Genomic DNA, 15,554 nt, shown 5'->3' with positions numbered 1-15,554 from the left:
TTGCTGCCCGCCTATTCCCAGCCTCTCTATATAGACAGGCACGCCGACCTCACCGAGACAGCGCACCCACATTCAGAAGAGGTTTTAACGTTGACGCCCTCCATGATCGCCCTGCTTGTCGTCGTCGGGATCGCACTGCTGATCGCAATCGTCTACATGAACCATGTAGTGGAAAACAATAAACTGGAAAAAGCCCGACTCAAGGTCGAACTCAACGACCGCATACGTCGCTGCAGCGAAGTCAACGAGACCTTTCCCGGCCAGCTGATGTTCCCTGCCCTCAAGCTGCTGCTCACGCGCCTTGAGCTCAATGCCACGCAACGCCTGCTGCTCCTGCAAAAATCCAGTGCAGCTTTAAAGGCACAAGTTGCAGAGCTTAACGGGCTGATTGCCAAAGGCGAGTCTATCCCCGTCAACAACCCGCCAAACCCTGTCCTGACCGAAGCAAAAGCCAAAGACGTGCGCTTTTTGCTTGAAACCCTGCACGGGCAAATTACCCGGGCGGCCCAGGATGGTTTTTTACCGACCAACGAAGCCAAGCAGTGGATCAAAGAGATTCGAAATTTGCTGGTCGTGCTGCATATCGAATTTTTCAACAACCTGGGCAAGCTCGCCCTGCAAAAGAATCAGCCCGCACAGGCGCGCCTGGCTTTTGAACGCGCGGTGCAGTACTTGCGCAAGCAGCCGGTACCCGCCATGTACAACGCACAAATCAAGGACTTCGAGACCCAGCTTGCACGCGCCAACGCACAGGTGCTCAACGCACTTGAGCCGACCACGGGTGAAGTCAATGAACTGACTGAAGGCTTGAAAACCGACGAAGCGGATGCTGACTGGAAGAAGAAAGCCATTTACGACTGAGGCACCCAAAATGGGTGATCAATACCGCTCTTGAGGGAGCGGGCTTGCTCGCGATCAAAAGCGAGGCGACGTGTCTGACCGAACACGTTAATGGCACCCACGAAAAATCACGCAGATCAGTGCGGGCAATAAAGTGGAAGGATGTGCTGCAAAACCCGGGACGGGTCAGAGGGCGTAACACACAAAGGCAGCCGCTCGGGCCGCCTTTGCGTTTGACGTCAGGCTACCGGATTGATTGGCTTTTCCGGGTACCACACGTCCAACAGCGGGCTAACTTCAACGCTGCTCAGCTCTGGGCGCGCTTTCAACCAGGATTCAACAGCTGCACGCTGTTCTTCGCTGACCGAGCCGCGCTTCTGCAGGCAAACCAGACCGTAGTCGTCGCCGCCAACATAACCCAGGCCGTTAGCTTCCATGGCTTGCGCCAGGAAGTCTGCCAGGAATGCATCGATAGCCTCTTCCGACAGGTCTTCTTTGAAATCCAGGTTCAGCTCAAAACCCAACTCCTGAAATTCATCAACGCACAGTTTTTTGCGCAGACGCTGGGAACGATTAGTAGCCATTGAACAATCCTCTTAAGTAATAACGGGCGGCACTTTAGCAGCTTAAGGCAACGCTTGCCCGGTTCCGTGTGAACGGTTCATCGTTTTCTATACTTAATCCGCCAAACCCTGTTACAGGTGGATGCACAAGCCCAACAACCTTGGGGCATAATGCCAACACTTTTAAGACCATTGAGGGAACTTTTCATCATCCCTCTTATTTTTTTCCCTCGCCTGCAGGGTTTTACTTCTTATGATCAAATCTTTACGGCCATTGCTTCTTGCCAGTCTTTTTTTGCCACTGGCCTTCGGCGCCAACGCCGCCCCTGTCAACACAACGCTCTCGCCCAAAGTTCAGCAAGCACTCAAAACCAATAAACTGCAGAACGATGCACTGTCATTGGTCCTTCTGCCGCTCAACGGCCCGGGCATTCCAACCGTATTCAATGCCGATGTATCCATGAACCCGGCCTCCACCATGAAGCTGGTGACTACTTACGCGGCCCTGGAAATGCTCGGCCCCACCCATCAGTGGAAAACCGAGTTCTACACAGATGGCACCCTGAACAACGGCATCCTGCAAGGTAACCTTTACCTCAAGGGCGGCGGCGATCCCAAGCTGAACATGGAAAAACTATGGCTGTTGATGCGCGACCTGCGCGCCAATGGCGTGCAACAGGTAACCGGCGACCTGGTACTTGATCGCAACTTCTTCAATCAACCGCAATTGCCCGTCTTCAACGACGACGGCAACGATAAAAACAAACCCTTCCTGGTCAAGCCCGACTCGCTGCTGGTCAACCTTAAAGCCTTGCGCTTCGTGGCCCGCAACGACGGGGGCAAAGTTCTGATATCAGTCGAACCACCGATTGCCAGCATCAAAATCGACAATCAGGTCAAGGCCGTCAATGCCAAGCAATGCACAGGTGACGTGCGCTACAACCCGGTACCCCAAGCCGACGGCTCGGTACTCGTCACCGTGAGCGGACAGCTGGCCGACGGCTGCAACTCGCAAACCTACTTGTCCCTGCTTGATCACGCGACCTACACCGCCGGCGCTGTACGCGCCATCTGGAAAGAGCTGGGCGGCACCATTCAAGGCCAGGACCGTCAGGCCAGCGTGCCGAAGAACTCGAAACTGCTGGCACGGGCATTCTCTCCGGATCTGGCCGAAATCATTCGCGACATCAACAAATACAGTAACAACACCATGGCCCAGCAGCTGTTCCTGAGCCTGGGCGCACAGTTTCGCAACGACGCCGACGGTGACGATGCCAAAGCTGCACAGCGTGTAGTACGCCAATGGCTGGCCAAAAAAGGCATCACCGCACCCCATCTGGTCATGGAAAACGGTTCCGGCTTGTCCCGGGCCGAACGCGTGAGCGCACGTGAAATGGCGCAGATGCTCCAGGCCGCCTGGCAAAGCCCCTACGCTGCCGAATTCATCAGCTCCATGCCGATTGCCGGCAAAGACGGCACCATGCGCAAACGCCTGAAAACCACCGCCATGAACGGCCAGGCTCACATCAAGACCGGCACACTCAATACAGTGCGCGCCATTTCCGGGTTTAGCCGCGACAGCAACGGCAATACCTGGGCGGTGGTCGCCATCCTCAACGACCCTCGCCCGTGGGGCGCCTCGGCCATTCTCGATCAAGTGCTACTCGATCTGTATCGCCAGCCACAAGTCCCCAACAGTGCGGTCTCCATAGCCCAGTAAGGCGTTGACCAGGCAATAAAAAACGCCCCTGATCTTGCGATCAGGGGCGTTTTTTTATGGGGGCGGGCTTACAGCACCGGTATTACCGGGCCATGATTTTCCAGGCACGGTGAATTTTGCTGTTGCGGGCAAAGTCCGGATCGATGGTGCTGGCGGTTATTTCTTCCACGGCATAACGCGCTTCCAGATTTTCATCGAGGATGAATTTGCGGAAGTTGTTCGAGAAGTACAGCACCCCACCCGGCGCCAGACGCGCCATGGCCAGATCCAGCAACTGCACGTGATCGCGCTGCACATCGAAGATCCCTTCCATGCGCTTGGAGTTGGAGAAGGTCGGCGGATCAATAAAGATCAGGTCGTACTCTTCACGACAGGCATCCAGCCACACCATCACATCGCCCTGCTCCAGGCGGTTTTTGTCCGAAAAACCGTTCAGAGACAGGTTACGGCGCGCCCAGTCCAGATAAGTCTTGGACAAGTCGACGCTGGTGGTGCTGCGAGCACCGCCCTTGGCAGCATGGACGCTGGCGGTCGCGGTGTAGCAGTACAGATTGAGGAAGCGCTTGCCTGCAGCCTCTTTCTGAATGCGCATGCGCATTGGGCGGTGATCCAGGAACAGACCGGTATCCAGATAGTCCGTGAGGTTCACCAGCAGCTTCACACCGCCTTCATTGACCTCGGTGAACTTGCCCTGGGCACTTTGACGCTCGTACTGCTTGGTGCCGCTCTGGCGCTCACGACGCTTGACGATCACACGACTCTTGTCGATGTTCAGCGCCTGGGGAATGGCTGCCAAGGCATCGAACATGCGCGCCGAAGCTTTTTCAGGATCAATGGATTTCGGTGCCACATACTCCTGAACGTGAACCCAGTCGTGGTACAGGTCGATCGCCATCGCATATTCCGGCATATCGGCGTCGTAGACTCGATAGCAATCGATCCCTTCACGCTTGACCCACTTGCTCAGCGCCTTGAGATTTTTTTGCAGGCGGTTGGCAAACATCTGCCCGCCCTCGCTCAAGCGCGGCTGTTCGATCACCACCGGCACTGGCTTGATCGGGTTGCCGTTCTTGTTGAACTTCTCGTATTTACCTGGCGCTTCGATGTTCGACGGCAGATCGGACTCAGCCTGCTCGCGATCAATCTGACGCTGCTCAGGCGTACGTCGCTCACCCGTCACAAACTGATCCGGCACAACCTTGATCAACAGCAGCTTGCACGGCAACGCGCCGTTCCAGAACGAGTACTGCTTGTGGCTGCGAATTCCCATGCGCTTGCCCAGATCCGGAGCACCGGTAAACACCGCGGCCTCCCAGTTCAAGCAAGCCTGACGCAGACGCTCGCCGAGGTTCTGGTAGAGATAGAGCAAGCTCGCCTCGTCGCCCAGACGCTCACCGTACGGAGGGTTGCAGATCACCAGGCCTTTCTGGTTCTGGTCCGGACGCGGCTCGAAGGTCGCAACCTCACCCTGGTAAATCTTGATCCAGTGGCTCAGACCGGCGCGCTCGATGTTATTGCGCGCAGGCTGGATCAGGCGCGGGTCGGCTTCATAACCACGAATCCACAGAGGTGGCTTGGCCATGCCGACTTCTGCACGCTCAGTGGCTTCCTGGTGAAGTTTTTTCCAGATAGCCGGCACGTGACCCAGCCAGGCATCAAACCCCCAGTGAATGCGGTTCAGGTTAGGCGCCATGTCGGCAGCAATCATTGCGCCTTCAACCAGGAACGTACCCACACCACACATCGGGTCAGCCAAGGCAGCGCCTTCGGCTGCCATACGTGGCCAGCCCGAACGAATCAGGATGGCAGCCGCGAGGTTTTCCTTCAGCGGTGCAGCACCTTGCTGCAGACGGTAGCCACGCTGGTGCAAGCTGTGACCTGACAGGTCCAGGGACAGAATGGCTTCGCCGCGATCCAGTCGCAGGTGGATACGAATGTCCGGGCTGATCTTGTCGATGGACGGACGCTCGCCAGACGGCGTACGCAACTTGTCGACGATTGCGTCTTTTACTTTCAACGCACCAAAGTGCGTGTTGTCGATACCCGAACCATGACCGCTGAATTCAACAGCCAGCGTGCCATCCGGGACCATGTGGTCATGCCAGTCAATGTCCAGAACGCCGTGATACAGGTCTTCCGCATCTTTCATCGGAAAACGCTTGAGCACCAGCAACACACGGTTGGCAAGGCGCGACCATAGACACAAGCGGTAGGCAGTTTCCATATCTGCCATGCCACGAATGGCCGAGGTGTGCTCGCGAGCTTCCTCAAGGCCAAGGCCGGTGGCCTCTTCGAGGAGAAGGCCTTCAAGGCCTTTAGGGCAGGTAAGGAAGAGTTCGTAACGATCCGACATGGGATTCCTGAGCTTTTAGCTATCAGTGAAGAGGCAACGCATTGCCTGCTCCGTTTTCAATCAAGCGCTTTTCTTGAAGAGCGCTCGTGTGGCACGAAAATGTGCCGTTCCACCGATGCGTTTTTCATGCCCTGAGGCACGAAGAGTTTAGACGCAGAGGCAGGTCATTCATCGAGAAACAATTGGTCATATTCAGACCCTTCGTCGAATAGTGCCCCAGCAAAACAGGGGGATATTCGCAGCGGAGAATGAAACGCATCATATTTGTAAACACTCGCCCTGACAGGCTTTGGTCGCATTTCGCAGCAGAAAAGCGACCTTACTTATGGCCATAACACCAATATCGTTACGTGCTTATGACAAAACGATCATTCACACGCCTTGGCGCATTGGTTAGAACTCAACTCAGGTTATCGCCGCACAGGCCATAACGAAATGCTCGCCACGCCGGCAGCGAGCACACCAACGGCAGAACACTCTGCCCCGACCTTCAGAAGGTCGACGCTAAATAAAACAGTCAACAAGTGAGGGCAATACCCTATGAGAAGACTTAAGCGTGATCCGTTGGAAAAAGCTTTCTTACGCGGATATCAATACGGTGTTAATGGAAAATCCCGCGAGCTTTGCCCTTTTACTCTACCGTCGGTACGCCAAGCCTGGATTAACGGCTGGCGCGAAGGACGCGGCGACAACTGGGACGGTATGACTGGCACTGCGGGCATCCACAGACTCAACGAACTTCACGCCGTCGGCTAACTCTGGGCAAATCCGACATCACCTCGAAGATGCAATGACTCAACCATGCCGTCCTATCCGGGCGGCGGGCTCCGGCCCAAGGGCTCCTCAGGGAGCCCTTTTTATTGCCTGCCGATTTATGACCGCGCCAAGGCGGAAATGGCATCGACGGATTCGCGAATCAAGGCCGGGCCCTTGTAGATGAAACCCGAGTAAATCTGCACCAGGCTCGCACCCGCAGCGATTTTCTCAGCCGCGTACTTGCCTTCGGTGATTCCGCCCGCCGCAATGATCGGCATACGACCTGCCAGCTCTCCTGCCAGCACCTTCACGGTATGGGTGCTCTTGTCACGCACCGGCGCGCCCGACAGGCCGCCAGCCTCGTCGCCATGCTCCATGCCCTCAACACCTACGCGACTCAGGGTAGTGTTGGTCGCAATGACCGCGTCCATACCCGTCTCAAGCAGCGCCTGAGCCACGAGCACGGTTTCTTCGTCGGTCATGTCAGGTGCGATCTTGATTGCCAGCGGTACGCGTTTACCGTGGCGCTGTGTCAGTTCGTTCTGACGCACTTGTAGGGCTTCAAGCAACTGCTTGAGCGAATCGCCAAATTGCAGGCTGCGCAGGCCTGGAGTATTGGGCGAACTCACGTTTACGGTGACATAACTGGCGTGGGCATACACCTTATCCAGGCAGATCAGGTAGTCATCGACCGCGCGCTCTACCGGCGTGTCGAAGTTCTTGCCAATGTTGATCCCCAGAATACCGGTGTACTTGGCCGCCTGAACCCGCGTCAGCAAATGATCAACCCCAAGGTTGTTAAAACCCATGCGGTTGATGATTGCCTGCGCTTCAGGCAGTCGGAAAATGCGTGGCTTGGGATTGCCTGGCTGAGGGCGCGGCGTCACCGTGCCGATCTCGACAAATCCAAAACCCAACTGCGCAAAACCATCAATGGCTGCACCGTTTTTGTCCAGACCTGCGGCCAGCCCGACCGGGTTCGGAAAATCGAGCCCCATGACCTTCACTGGCAGCCTTGCTGGCGCCTTGCACAACAAACCGTTGAGCCCAAGACGGCCACCCGCACCGATCAAGTCCAGAGACAAATCGTGAGAGGTTTCAGGGGAGAGTTTGAAGAGCAACTGGCGGGCCAGGTTATACATGGGCTGATTGGACTCAAAGGGGTACTTGAAGAGTGCGCGATTATAGCTGCGCGGACCGCTAAATCACAGGCAAAGAAAAACCCGGCCTAAGCCGGGTTTTTCTGAACAGCCGAGCTAAATAATTACTTAGCTTCTGCTTGAACGGTCGCTTCTACGCGACGGTTCAGTTCACGGCCTTCTGCAGTTGCGTTGCTTGCAACTGGGTTGGCTTTACCGTGACCGACAGCGTCTACACGGTTAGCTGCAACACCTTGGTTAACCAGGGCTGCACGAACGGCGTCAGCACGACGCTGCGACAGTTTCTGGTTGTAGGCATCGGTACCAACGCTGTCAGTGTAACCAGCAACAGTGGTGGTAGTAGCTGGGTACTGCTTCATGAAATCAGCAACGTTGTTGATATCAGCTGCGTACTGCGGCTTAACGTTGGATTTGTCGAAGTCGAATTTCACGTCAAGTTCAACGCGAACAACTTCAGCGATTGGAGCTTCTGGTTCTGGCTCAGCGATTGGTGCTGGAGCTGGAACTGGAGCAGGAGCGACTTTACCGCCGTTGCCGCCGAAGTTCACACCCAGACCAACGGTAGGAGCGTAGTCCCACTTGCCGTTGTCCAGTTTGTAGTCAGCTTCAACGCCAGCACGGGCGAACAGGTTGTCAGTGATGTACCACTTAACACCAGCGCCTGCAGTCAGGAAAGTCGACTGGTCACGACCGCTGTGGCCGTCTGCGATCACGTTGGTCATGCTCTTGTGAGCAACACCGCCGGAAACGTATGGACGCAGAGCGTCGCCTACGGTGCCGAAGTGGTACTGAGCGTTCAGACCAAAGTTGTCGCCTTTGATTTTCTGGTTGCCAGTGCCGTCATTCGAACGGGTGTGGTTGGTTTTGTCGTAGGTCAGGTTCAACGAAACGTCGTCGGTCAGGAAGTAACCGATCGATGCGCCTGGGTTGTAGCCGTCTTCTACGTGCTTGACGCTGTCGTTGTACTGTTTTTTGTAGAACAGTTCACCCTCGACCGCGCCTTGGCCTTGTGCCAGGGCACCGAACGAAGTTGCGGCTACAAAGGAACCAATGGCAATGCCCAAGGTGTTTTTCAGTTTCATCCGTTAAATCCCCATCTGGTGATTGTAAAGCAGTCCCACATACCGGGGGACAACTCGGCGGCAAGTCTATCAGACCTTGCCTACACGTAGAGCCATTTGCGCTGAACTAAGTTTCAGCAATACCTGCAAATTTCTCACGCAATTTATCTAGAGCGCGCTTGTAACGCATCTTTGTCGCACTCAAACCCATATGCATTATGTCCGCGATTTCCTGAAATTCCAGTTCTGCGACAAAACGCAGCACGAGAATTTCCCGATCAATCGGGTTTACATGCACCAGCCAGCGATCAAGTCCGCCCTTTTCCTCAGGTTTCGGCGCCTTTTCTTCGGACGCTTCCTCGAGGGGGTCAATACTTAATGCGTCCATCAAGCGACGCTTTCGCCGTTCCTTCCGATACTGTGTAATGCATTCGTTGTAAGTGATGCTATATAGCCATGTCTTGAATTTCGACTTCCCTTCAAAATTCTTCAAACCGTACAGCACTTTCAGCATGACTTCCTGACAGACATCATCAGCGTCCCTATCGTTCCCTAAATACCTTGAACAAACGTTGAACAAAGTACGTTGATAGCGCCGCATCAGCTCTTCATAAGCACGCGTCACGTGAAACAACTCATCATGCGAGCGCGCCACCAGCTCCTCATCAGAGAGCTCGCGGGGATCGTAGCGCATGGATAGCGATTGGGCTTTATTCAAAACGAGTTGTGCCAGCAGTCAGGTCAATGTCCGCCGCAGCCTATCAATCATGGCTTTTTTGCGGCGGCGTACATTAGCAGGGTTTGCCGCCTCAGCGACTGGTTACGTGCTGCTCCAACAAGATCCGATTCGAGATGGAGACTAGCTCACCCTCATCGGTCAGCAACGTGGTTTTAACCGTGCCAATCTCTTCGATCTGCCCTTCAACCTCGCCCACACGGACTTCCTGCCCAACTTGATACAGCTCACGCACATAGATGCCGGCAAGTATCTGCCCCGCGATTTCCCGACTGCCCAGCCCCATTGCCAAGGCAATGGCCAGACCAACGGTAATCAACACAATCACAATCACATGGTTCAGGAGGTCGGTTTTGACCTCCAGCTGGCTGATGGCAACCGAAATACTGATGATAATGACCAGGCCTTGAGTCACCCGGCCCAGCCCGCTGGCGTAATCAAAACCGACACTTTCGGCAGCGCCACGAACCAGGCCGTTAAGTACCTGTGCCAGCAGCACGCCGGCCAACAGGACCAGCAACGCACCAAACACCTTGGGCAGATACACTGTCAGCAGGTCAAGCGCAGATGAAACGCGATCAAGACCCAGCGACTGAGCCGCCGAAACCAGGAACACCAACAGCACAAACCAGTACACGATCTTGCCGATCAGCGTCGAGATCGGCACTTGAATCCCGACCCGTGCCAATATTTTGGTCAGGCCCGTGCCACCCATCAGGCGATCAAGGCCCAATTTGGCAAGCAGCTTGGACAGCAGGGCATCGAGCAGTTTTGCAACCACGAAGCCCAGCAGTACTACCACCAACGCCCCGAAGAGGTTGGGAATGAAGTTCGCAATCTTAGTCCACAAGGCAGTCATTGCCGCGACCAGGCTCTGGGTCCAGACATTCAATTCCATGTTCAATCAGCCTTATCAACAGGGCGAGCAGCAGGTTTGCGCCGCGAAACGGGCGCAATATGAGCTGAACCGCTATTCAAAGCAATCATCAGTGCTTGCATCCAGCGCCCCAGCAGACTGAAAAGATCTCCCGCACCGACCTGACGGTTGGCGGTTTTCAGTACGCGACCCAGGCAGGCGTCGTCGTCACGATTGGACGTAGGAGCCTTGAGCATTTCACGTAAGGACTGTTCAAACGGATCGTGCATAAGCACCTCTCGGTAAGTCAGTAAAAGACGAAGGCACATTTATCGAGGTCACATCAGGCTCACTCACAGCCACTGCAATCGGCGATAAAACCACCACTGCCCCACCCCGATGAGCAGCATCACACCGCACGTCACAGCAAACCCATAAGAGTCATTGGAGAACGGAACGCCCCCCACATTGATCCCCAGCAAACCGGTAATAAACGTGATCGGAAGAAAGATCCCGGTGAGCACGCCGAAGCGATACATGATGCGGCTCATGCGCACGTTCAAACGTCGGTCTTCGGACTCAAGCACCAGCCCCACGCGCTCGCGGGTCAGTTCAAGCTCCTCCAGATAACGGGTCAGGCTGTTGTTCAGTTCGTTCCAGTAGTCGGCATCATCGGCGCTGAACCACGGTAATTTGGTACGCGTGAGCTGACCGAAAATATCCCGCTGCGGGGCCAGAAAACGACGCAAGGCGGCAGCCCGTCGTCGAACCTGCAAAATGGAGTTGTGGTCAGGGGTATACCGTTCGTCGGCATCTATCTTATCTTCTTCGTCATCGACGATTTCTGACAGATCTCCGATCAAATCCTGCACCTTTAACGTCAGGTGCTGTGCCAGATAAAGAATCAGTTCAGAGGGGGTTTTCGGACCTTCGCCCTGGGAGAATTCACCGAGCAGTTCATCAGTGGCCCGAAGTGGACGCATGCGCAGCGAGATCACCCGCTGCGCGCTGCCAAAGATACGCAGCGAAACCATGTCTTCAGGCTCGGCACCCGGATTCAGGTTGACCCCGCGCATAAACAGCAGCAGCTCATTGTTGGGGACAGGCACTAAACGCGGACGGGTGTTTTCCTCAAGCAGCAAGTCACAGCTGAAATCACTTAAACCACTCGAATCACGCAACCAGCTCTGGGTCTGCGGATGACTGCGATCCCAGTGCAACCAGATGCTTTCGTGGGCCTGCAACTGCAGATCGTTCAGCTCGGTACGTGCAATCGGCCGCGCACCACCTTCCCCATCCAATACCAGTGCATGCACCAGCCCCCATTGAGCGTTTTCGTCCTCGAACATCCGTGATCCTTAGTGGTATTGCCTTCAGGCCGGTATTTTCAGAGCCGTGGGCGAAATGATAACGCCATTGTTGTCGGCATAAATAAATTCTCCGGGGCGGAACGTGACACCGGCAAACGTGACCGGCACATTCACATCCCCCACACCGCGCCTGATGCTCTTGAGCGGGTGACTGGCCAGAGCCTGCACGCCCAGATCGGTTTGCGCGAGCACATCGACATCGCGGATACAGCCGTAAATCACGATCCCTTCCCAGCCATTTTTCGCGGCTTTCTCGGCAATCATGTCGCCCAGCAAGGCATGGCGCAGAGAACCACCGCCATCAACTACCAGTACTTTGCCCTGCCCGTTGAGTTCGGCCTGCTCCTTGACGCGCGAATTGTCCTCGAAGCACTTGATGGTCACGATCTCGCCACCAAAGGAGTCGCGCCCGCCAAAGTTGCTGAACATCGGTTCAAGCACTTGCACTAGCTCAGGGTAGGCATCGCACAGATCGGGAGTGATGTAGTGATTCACGAGAAAGCTCCTGTTCAGAGTGGGCACAGCAGAGAGAACAACGATAGCACTAAAGTTCGTTCAACCAACTGCGCACCAACGGCCACACTTCCTGCTGGGCAGGCTGGCTGACCAGCATTTCAACATGGCTGAAGTCAGAGCTGAAGCCATGTTCGCGGCCAAGCGCCACGAACCTGCGCTGCTCGCCACCCAACTGATCGAACAATTTGCGGCAAGCCCATTGCGGCGTTTGCCGATCGCCCACGGCTGCCACCACCAGCGACGGGATCTGAACTTCGGCCAGCCCGGCCCACCAATCTCGCTCGGCGTCCTTGAAACGCCCCATAAAGCCGTTCCAGCGCAGTGTTTCAAGGGCAATGCTGATCGGCTCGTCTTCCGGGCCACGCTTGAGTCGTGTGCCCGACAGTTGCGCAAATCGCTTCAACAACAAATAAGCCCCCCACTGCACCGGCGGGATTTTCAGCGACCAATAACGACGATTGATCTGACAGCCGAAAAACGCTGCCGACGCGACGTCCTTATCGCCCAGATACTGTCCGCCAAGGGCTGCCGCCAAACTGATGGCGCCCTGGGAGTGGCCGATCCAGTGCGCAACTTGCCCGCTCTGTTCACGGACAAACGCTGCAATGGCCGGCAAATCGTACCGGGCGTAGTCCGCAACACGGTTCTTGTTCCAGGCAATATTGCGCGACGAAAGGCCGTGACCGCGCATTTCAGGCAGCCATACATCAAAACCGGCACGGGCCAGAAATGCCCCCAACCCTACGCCTTTGGGCGAGTACCAAAAACGCCGATTGGAAAAGCTGCCATGTAACAGGATGACCGGCACACCACGCACCTGAGTGTCGTCGGCCATGCCCAGTCGAGTGACCACCAGCTCAACGGAAATATCCGGGCTGTTGGCAGGCTTCAAGCGATAAACATCTTCGCTCAGATCGCCCCGACGCTCAGCGCTGATCAGGGCAACGGGAAAAAGGAGACTGCTGCTTTGCATAATGCTCTTGCACAAAAAAGGGCGACTTCACACAGGAACTCGCCCTACCGCCTATAAAGAGCAGGGCAGCCCTGACGGCTACCCTGCTCCTCGCTCAACGACTCAAGCCTGAGCTTGGCCTTCTGCCAGGAAGAACCAGGTTTCCAGCACGGAGTCCGGGTTCAGCGACACGCTTTCGATGCCCTGCTCCATCAACCACAGCGCCAGATCCGGGTGATCGGATGGGCCCTGACCGCAAATACCGATGTATTTGCCAGCCTTGTTGCACGCCTGAATGGCGTTGGACAGCAGCTTTTTGACGGCAGGGTTGCGCTCGTCAAACAGGTGCGCGATCACACCCGAGTCGCGGTCCAGGCCCAGGGTGAGCTGAGTCAGGTCGTTGGAGCCAATGGAGAAACCGTCGAAGAACTCGAGGAACTCTTCAGCCAGAATCGCGTTGGACGGCAGTTCGCACATCATGATGATGCGCAGGCCGTTTTCGCCGCGTTTGAGGCCGTTTTCAGCCAGCAGGTCGATGACCTGACTCGCTTCACCCAGGGTACGTACGAACGGCACCATGATTTCGACGTTGGTAAAGCCCATCTCGTTGCGCACACGCTTGAGCGCACGGCACTCGAGTTCAAAGCAATCACGGAAGTTTTCGCTGATGTAACGCGAAGCACCGCGGAAGCCCAGCATCGGGTTTTCTTCTTCCGGCTCGTACAGCTTGCCGCCAATCAAATTCGCGTATTCGTTGGACTTGAAGTCCGACAGACGCACAATCACTTTCTTCGGTGTGAACGCGCCAGCCAAGGTGCTGATGCCTTCAACCAGCTTCTCTACATAGAAGCCAACCGGATCGTTGTAGCCCGCAATGCGCTTGTCGACGCTGTCCTTGATTTCCTGAGGCAGGCCATCGTAGTTCAGCAGCGCTTTAGGGTGCACACCGATCATGCGGTTGATGATGAACTCCAGGCGGGCCAGGCCCACACCGGCGTTCGGCAGCTGAGCGAAGTCAAAGGCGCGGTCCGGGTTACCGACGTTCATCATGATTTTGAACGGCAGATCCGGCATGGCATCCACGGAGTTCTTCTTGATATCGAAGCCCAGTTCGCCTTCGAAGATGAACCCGGTATCGCCTTCAGCACACGACACGGTAACGCCCTGGCCGTCTTTCAGCAGTTGGGTGGCGTTGCCGCAACCCACCACGGCCGGAATACCCAGTTCGCGAGCGATGATCGCCGCATGGCAGGTACGACCGCCACGGTTGGTCACGATGGCGCTTGCGCGCTTCATCACGGGTTCCCAGTCCGGGTCGGTCATGTCCGAAACAAGCACGTCGCCTGGCTGGACTTTGTCCATTTCCGACACGTCCTTGATGATGCGAACCTTGCCCGCGCCAATACGCTGGCCAATGGCACGGCCTTCAGCCAGTACGGTACCGGTTTCCTTGAGCAGGTAGCGCTCCATGACATTGCCGGCGCTGCGGCTCTTCACGGTTTCAGGGCGTGCCTGAACGATGTACAGCTTGCCGTCATCGCCGTCTTTGGCCCACTCGATGTCCATCGGGCACTTGTAGTGCTTCTCGATGATCATCGCTTGCTTGGCCAGTTCGCTGACTTCAGCGTCGGTCAGGCAGAAGCGTGCGCGGTCGGCTTTATCAACGTCGATCACCTTGACCGACTTGCCGGCCTTGGCTTCGTCGCCGTAGATCATCTTGATGGCTTTGCTGCCCAGGTTGCGACGCAAAATCGCAGGGCGGCCAGCTTCGAGGGTTTGCTTGTGAACGTAGAACTCATCCGGGTTTACCGCGCCTTGTACGACGGTTTCACCCAGGCCGTAGGCGCCGGTAATGAACACTACATCGCGAAAGCCCGACTCGGTGTCCAGGGTGAACATCACGCCTGCAGTGCCGGTTTCAGAGCGCACCATGCGCTGTACGCCGGCCGACAGAGCGACCAGTTTATGGTCAAAGCCCTGATGCACGCGGTAGGAAATCGCACGGTCGTTGAACAGGGAGGCAAAAACCTCCTTGGCCGCACGAATCACGTTTTCAACGCCACGGATGTTCAGGAAGGTTTCTTGCTGACCGGCAAAGGACGCGTCCGGCAAGTCTTCGGCGGTGGCCGAGGAACGCACGGCAACGGCCATGTCCGGATTGCCCTGGGACAGAGCAGCAAAGGCGGTACGAATTTCGGCGTTAAGCTTCTCCGGGAACTCGGCTTCCATGATCCATTGACGGATCTGGGCACCGGTTTTGGCCAGGGCATTAACGTCATCAACATCGAGCGCATCCAGCGCAGCATGGATCTGGTCGTTCAAACCGCTCAGTTCAAGAAAATCACGATATGCCTGAGAAGTAGTGGCGAAGCCACCTGGAACTGAAACACCAGCGCCTGCAAGATTACTGATCATCTCGCCGAGGGATGCGTTCTTGCCCCCTACGTGCTCTACATCATGGACGCCGAGCTTATCGAGGGAAACTACGTACTCTACCAAGGTGATCTCTCCACTAACTGTGTTGGAAAAGCTCAGGGCGCTGAATACTCATCATGAGTCATCGCAGCGATTGTGGCCTGGACCCGGAAAATAAGTGACACTGCCTGTCATGTAGCGCGACAAAAGCGCGCCTATCATATCCAAGAATCGTCACCAGCTTAAGGCCCCAGGC

14 protein-coding genes are annotated in these 15,554 nt (G+C 56.0%); 3 read left to right on the top strand and 11 right to left on the bottom strand.

All coding sequences use genetic code 11. The annotated features are described in order from the left end of the window. The first annotated feature begins 102 nt into the window (after window positions 1-102). A complete protein-coding gene (locus tag AACY07_RS05810; RefSeq protein ID WP_339473846.1) occupies window positions 103-861 on the top strand; it encodes a hypothetical protein in 759 nt (252 codons plus the stop codon). 218 nt (window positions 862-1,079) lie between these two features. Here the strand turns inward: AACY07_RS05810 and AACY07_RS05805 are convergent, their stop codons facing one another. Further along, a complete protein-coding gene (locus AACY07_RS05805) occupies window positions 1,080-1,424 on the bottom strand; it encodes a YggL family protein (protein WP_019827656.1) in 345 nt (114 codons plus the stop codon). A 232-nt stretch (window positions 1,425-1,656) separates the two neighbouring features. On the opposite strand from AACY07_RS05805, the gene dacB reads away from it, so the two are divergent. Further along, window positions 1,657-3,123, top strand: coding sequence for a D-alanyl-D-alanine carboxypeptidase/D-alanyl-D-alanine endopeptidase (gene dacB / locus AACY07_RS05800; RefSeq protein ID WP_339473844.1), 1,467 nt, complete (start codon window positions 1,657-1,659; stop codon window positions 3,121-3,123). A gap of 82 nt (window positions 3,124-3,205) precedes the next feature. Here dacB and rlmKL read toward each other — a convergent pair whose 3' ends face one another. Further along, window positions 3,206-5,476, bottom strand: a complete 2,271-nt coding sequence (rlmKL, locus tag AACY07_RS05795) for a bifunctional 23S rRNA (guanine(2069)-N(7))-methyltransferase RlmK/23S rRNA (guanine(2445)-N(2))-methyltransferase RlmL (RefSeq protein ID WP_133075701.1) — start codon at window positions 5,474-5,476, stop codon at window positions 3,206-3,208. 540 nt (window positions 5,477-6,016) lie between these two features. Here rlmKL and rmf point away from each other — a divergent pair. Continuing rightward, window positions 6,017-6,232: a ribosome modulation factor gene (rmf, locus tag AACY07_RS05790; RefSeq protein ID WP_095003125.1), complete on the top strand. Its 216-nt coding sequence runs from the start codon at window positions 6,017-6,019 to the stop codon at window positions 6,230-6,232. A gap of 116 nt (window positions 6,233-6,348) precedes the next feature. Here the strand turns inward: rmf and AACY07_RS05785 are convergent, their stop codons facing one another. The 9 genes from AACY07_RS05785 to ppsA all read right to left on the bottom strand — a co-directional run bounded on the left by AACY07_RS05785 (window position 6,349) and on the right by ppsA (window position 15,382). Then, window positions 6,349-7,374, bottom strand: a complete 1,026-nt coding sequence (locus AACY07_RS05785) for a quinone-dependent dihydroorotate dehydrogenase (RefSeq protein ID WP_133075702.1) — start codon at window positions 7,372-7,374, stop codon at window positions 6,349-6,351. A gap of 122 nt (window positions 7,375-7,496) precedes the next feature. Beyond that, window positions 7,497-8,474, bottom strand: a complete 978-nt coding sequence (locus tag AACY07_RS05780) for an OmpA family protein (RefSeq protein WP_048358833.1) — start codon at window positions 8,472-8,474, stop codon at window positions 7,497-7,499. A gap of 106 nt (window positions 8,475-8,580) precedes the next feature. Then, window positions 8,581-9,171 carry an RNA polymerase sigma factor SigX gene (sigX, locus tag AACY07_RS05775; protein ID WP_029611289.1) on the bottom strand — a complete coding sequence of 197 codons (591 nt, stop codon included), beginning with the start codon at window positions 9,169-9,171 and terminating at the stop codon, window positions 8,581-8,583. Between the two features lie 91 nt (window positions 9,172-9,262). Beyond that, window positions 9,263-10,087 (bottom strand): mechanosensitive ion channel family protein, encoded by an 825-nt coding sequence (locus AACY07_RS05770; RefSeq protein ID WP_016779913.1) that lies wholly within the window; start codon window positions 10,085-10,087, stop codon window positions 9,263-9,265. Window positions 10,088-10,089: 2 nt separating this feature from the next. Continuing rightward, complete coding sequence (locus AACY07_RS05765) at window positions 10,090-10,335, bottom strand: hypothetical protein (RefSeq protein WP_019827671.1); 246 nt, start codon at window positions 10,333-10,335, stop codon at window positions 10,090-10,092. Window positions 10,336-10,398: 63 nt separating this feature from the next. Further along, entirely contained in the window at window positions 10,399-11,394 is a 996-nt protein-coding gene (locus AACY07_RS05760; protein WP_133075703.1) for a CorA family divalent cation transporter, read from the bottom strand. Between the two features lie 24 nt (window positions 11,395-11,418). Continuing rightward, a complete protein-coding gene (rraA, locus tag AACY07_RS05755; protein ID WP_133075704.1) occupies window positions 11,419-11,910 on the bottom strand; it encodes a ribonuclease E activity regulator RraA in 492 nt (163 codons plus the stop codon). A gap of 49 nt (window positions 11,911-11,959) precedes the next feature. Continuing rightward, entirely contained in the window at window positions 11,960-12,904 is a 945-nt protein-coding gene (locus tag AACY07_RS05750; protein ID WP_339473839.1) for an alpha/beta fold hydrolase, read from the bottom strand. A 102-nt stretch (window positions 12,905-13,006) separates the two neighbouring features. Next, window positions 13,007-15,382: a phosphoenolpyruvate synthase gene (gene ppsA / locus AACY07_RS05745; protein WP_219260696.1), complete on the bottom strand. Its 2,376-nt coding sequence runs from the start codon at window positions 15,380-15,382 to the stop codon at window positions 13,007-13,009. Window positions 15,383-15,554: the final 172 nt, after the last annotated feature.

Source organism: Pseudomonas sp. RL_5y_Pfl2_69, from assembly GCF_963970465.1.
Lineage (GTDB): Bacteria > Pseudomonadota > Gammaproteobacteria > Pseudomonadales > Pseudomonadaceae > Aquipseudomonas.
Note: the sequence above shows the minus strand (reverse complement) of the source record. Positions and strands in the feature narration are given on the sequence as shown.

Coding starts and splice junctions, on each gene's coding strand:
- AACY07_RS05810 (WP_339473846.1), top strand. CDS start 103: ATGATCGCCCTGCTTGTCGTCGTCGGGATCGCACTGCTGATCGCAATC.
- AACY07_RS05805 (WP_019827656.1), bottom strand. CDS start 1,424: ATGGCTACTAATCGTTCCCAGCGTCTGCGCAAAAAACTGTGCGTTGAT.
- dacB (WP_339473844.1), top strand. CDS start 1,657: ATGATCAAATCTTTACGGCCATTGCTTCTTGCCAGTCTTTTTTTGCCA.
- rlmKL (WP_133075701.1), bottom strand. CDS start 5,476: ATGTCGGATCGTTACGAACTCTTCCTTACCTGCCCTAAAGGCCTTGAA.
- rmf (WP_095003125.1), top strand. CDS start 6,017: ATGAGAAGACTTAAGCGTGATCCGTTGGAAAAAGCTTTCTTACGCGGA.
- AACY07_RS05785 (WP_133075702.1), bottom strand. CDS start 7,374: ATGTATAACCTGGCCCGCCAGTTGCTCTTCAAACTCTCCCCTGAAACC.
- AACY07_RS05780 (WP_048358833.1), bottom strand. CDS start 8,474: ATGAAACTGAAAAACACCTTGGGCATTGCCATTGGTTCCTTTGTAGCC.
- AACY07_RS05770 (WP_016779913.1), bottom strand. CDS start 10,087: ATGGAATTGAATGTCTGGACCCAGAGCCTGGTCGCGGCAATGACTGCC.
- AACY07_RS05765 (WP_019827671.1), bottom strand. CDS start 10,335: ATGCACGATCCGTTTGAACAGTCCTTACGTGAAATGCTCAAGGCTCCT.
- AACY07_RS05760 (WP_133075703.1), bottom strand. CDS start 11,394: ATGTTCGAGGACGAAAACGCTCAATGGGGGCTGGTGCATGCACTGGTA.
- AACY07_RS05750 (WP_339473839.1), bottom strand. CDS start 12,904: ATGCAAAGCAGCAGTCTCCTTTTTCCCGTTGCCCTGATCAGCGCTGAG.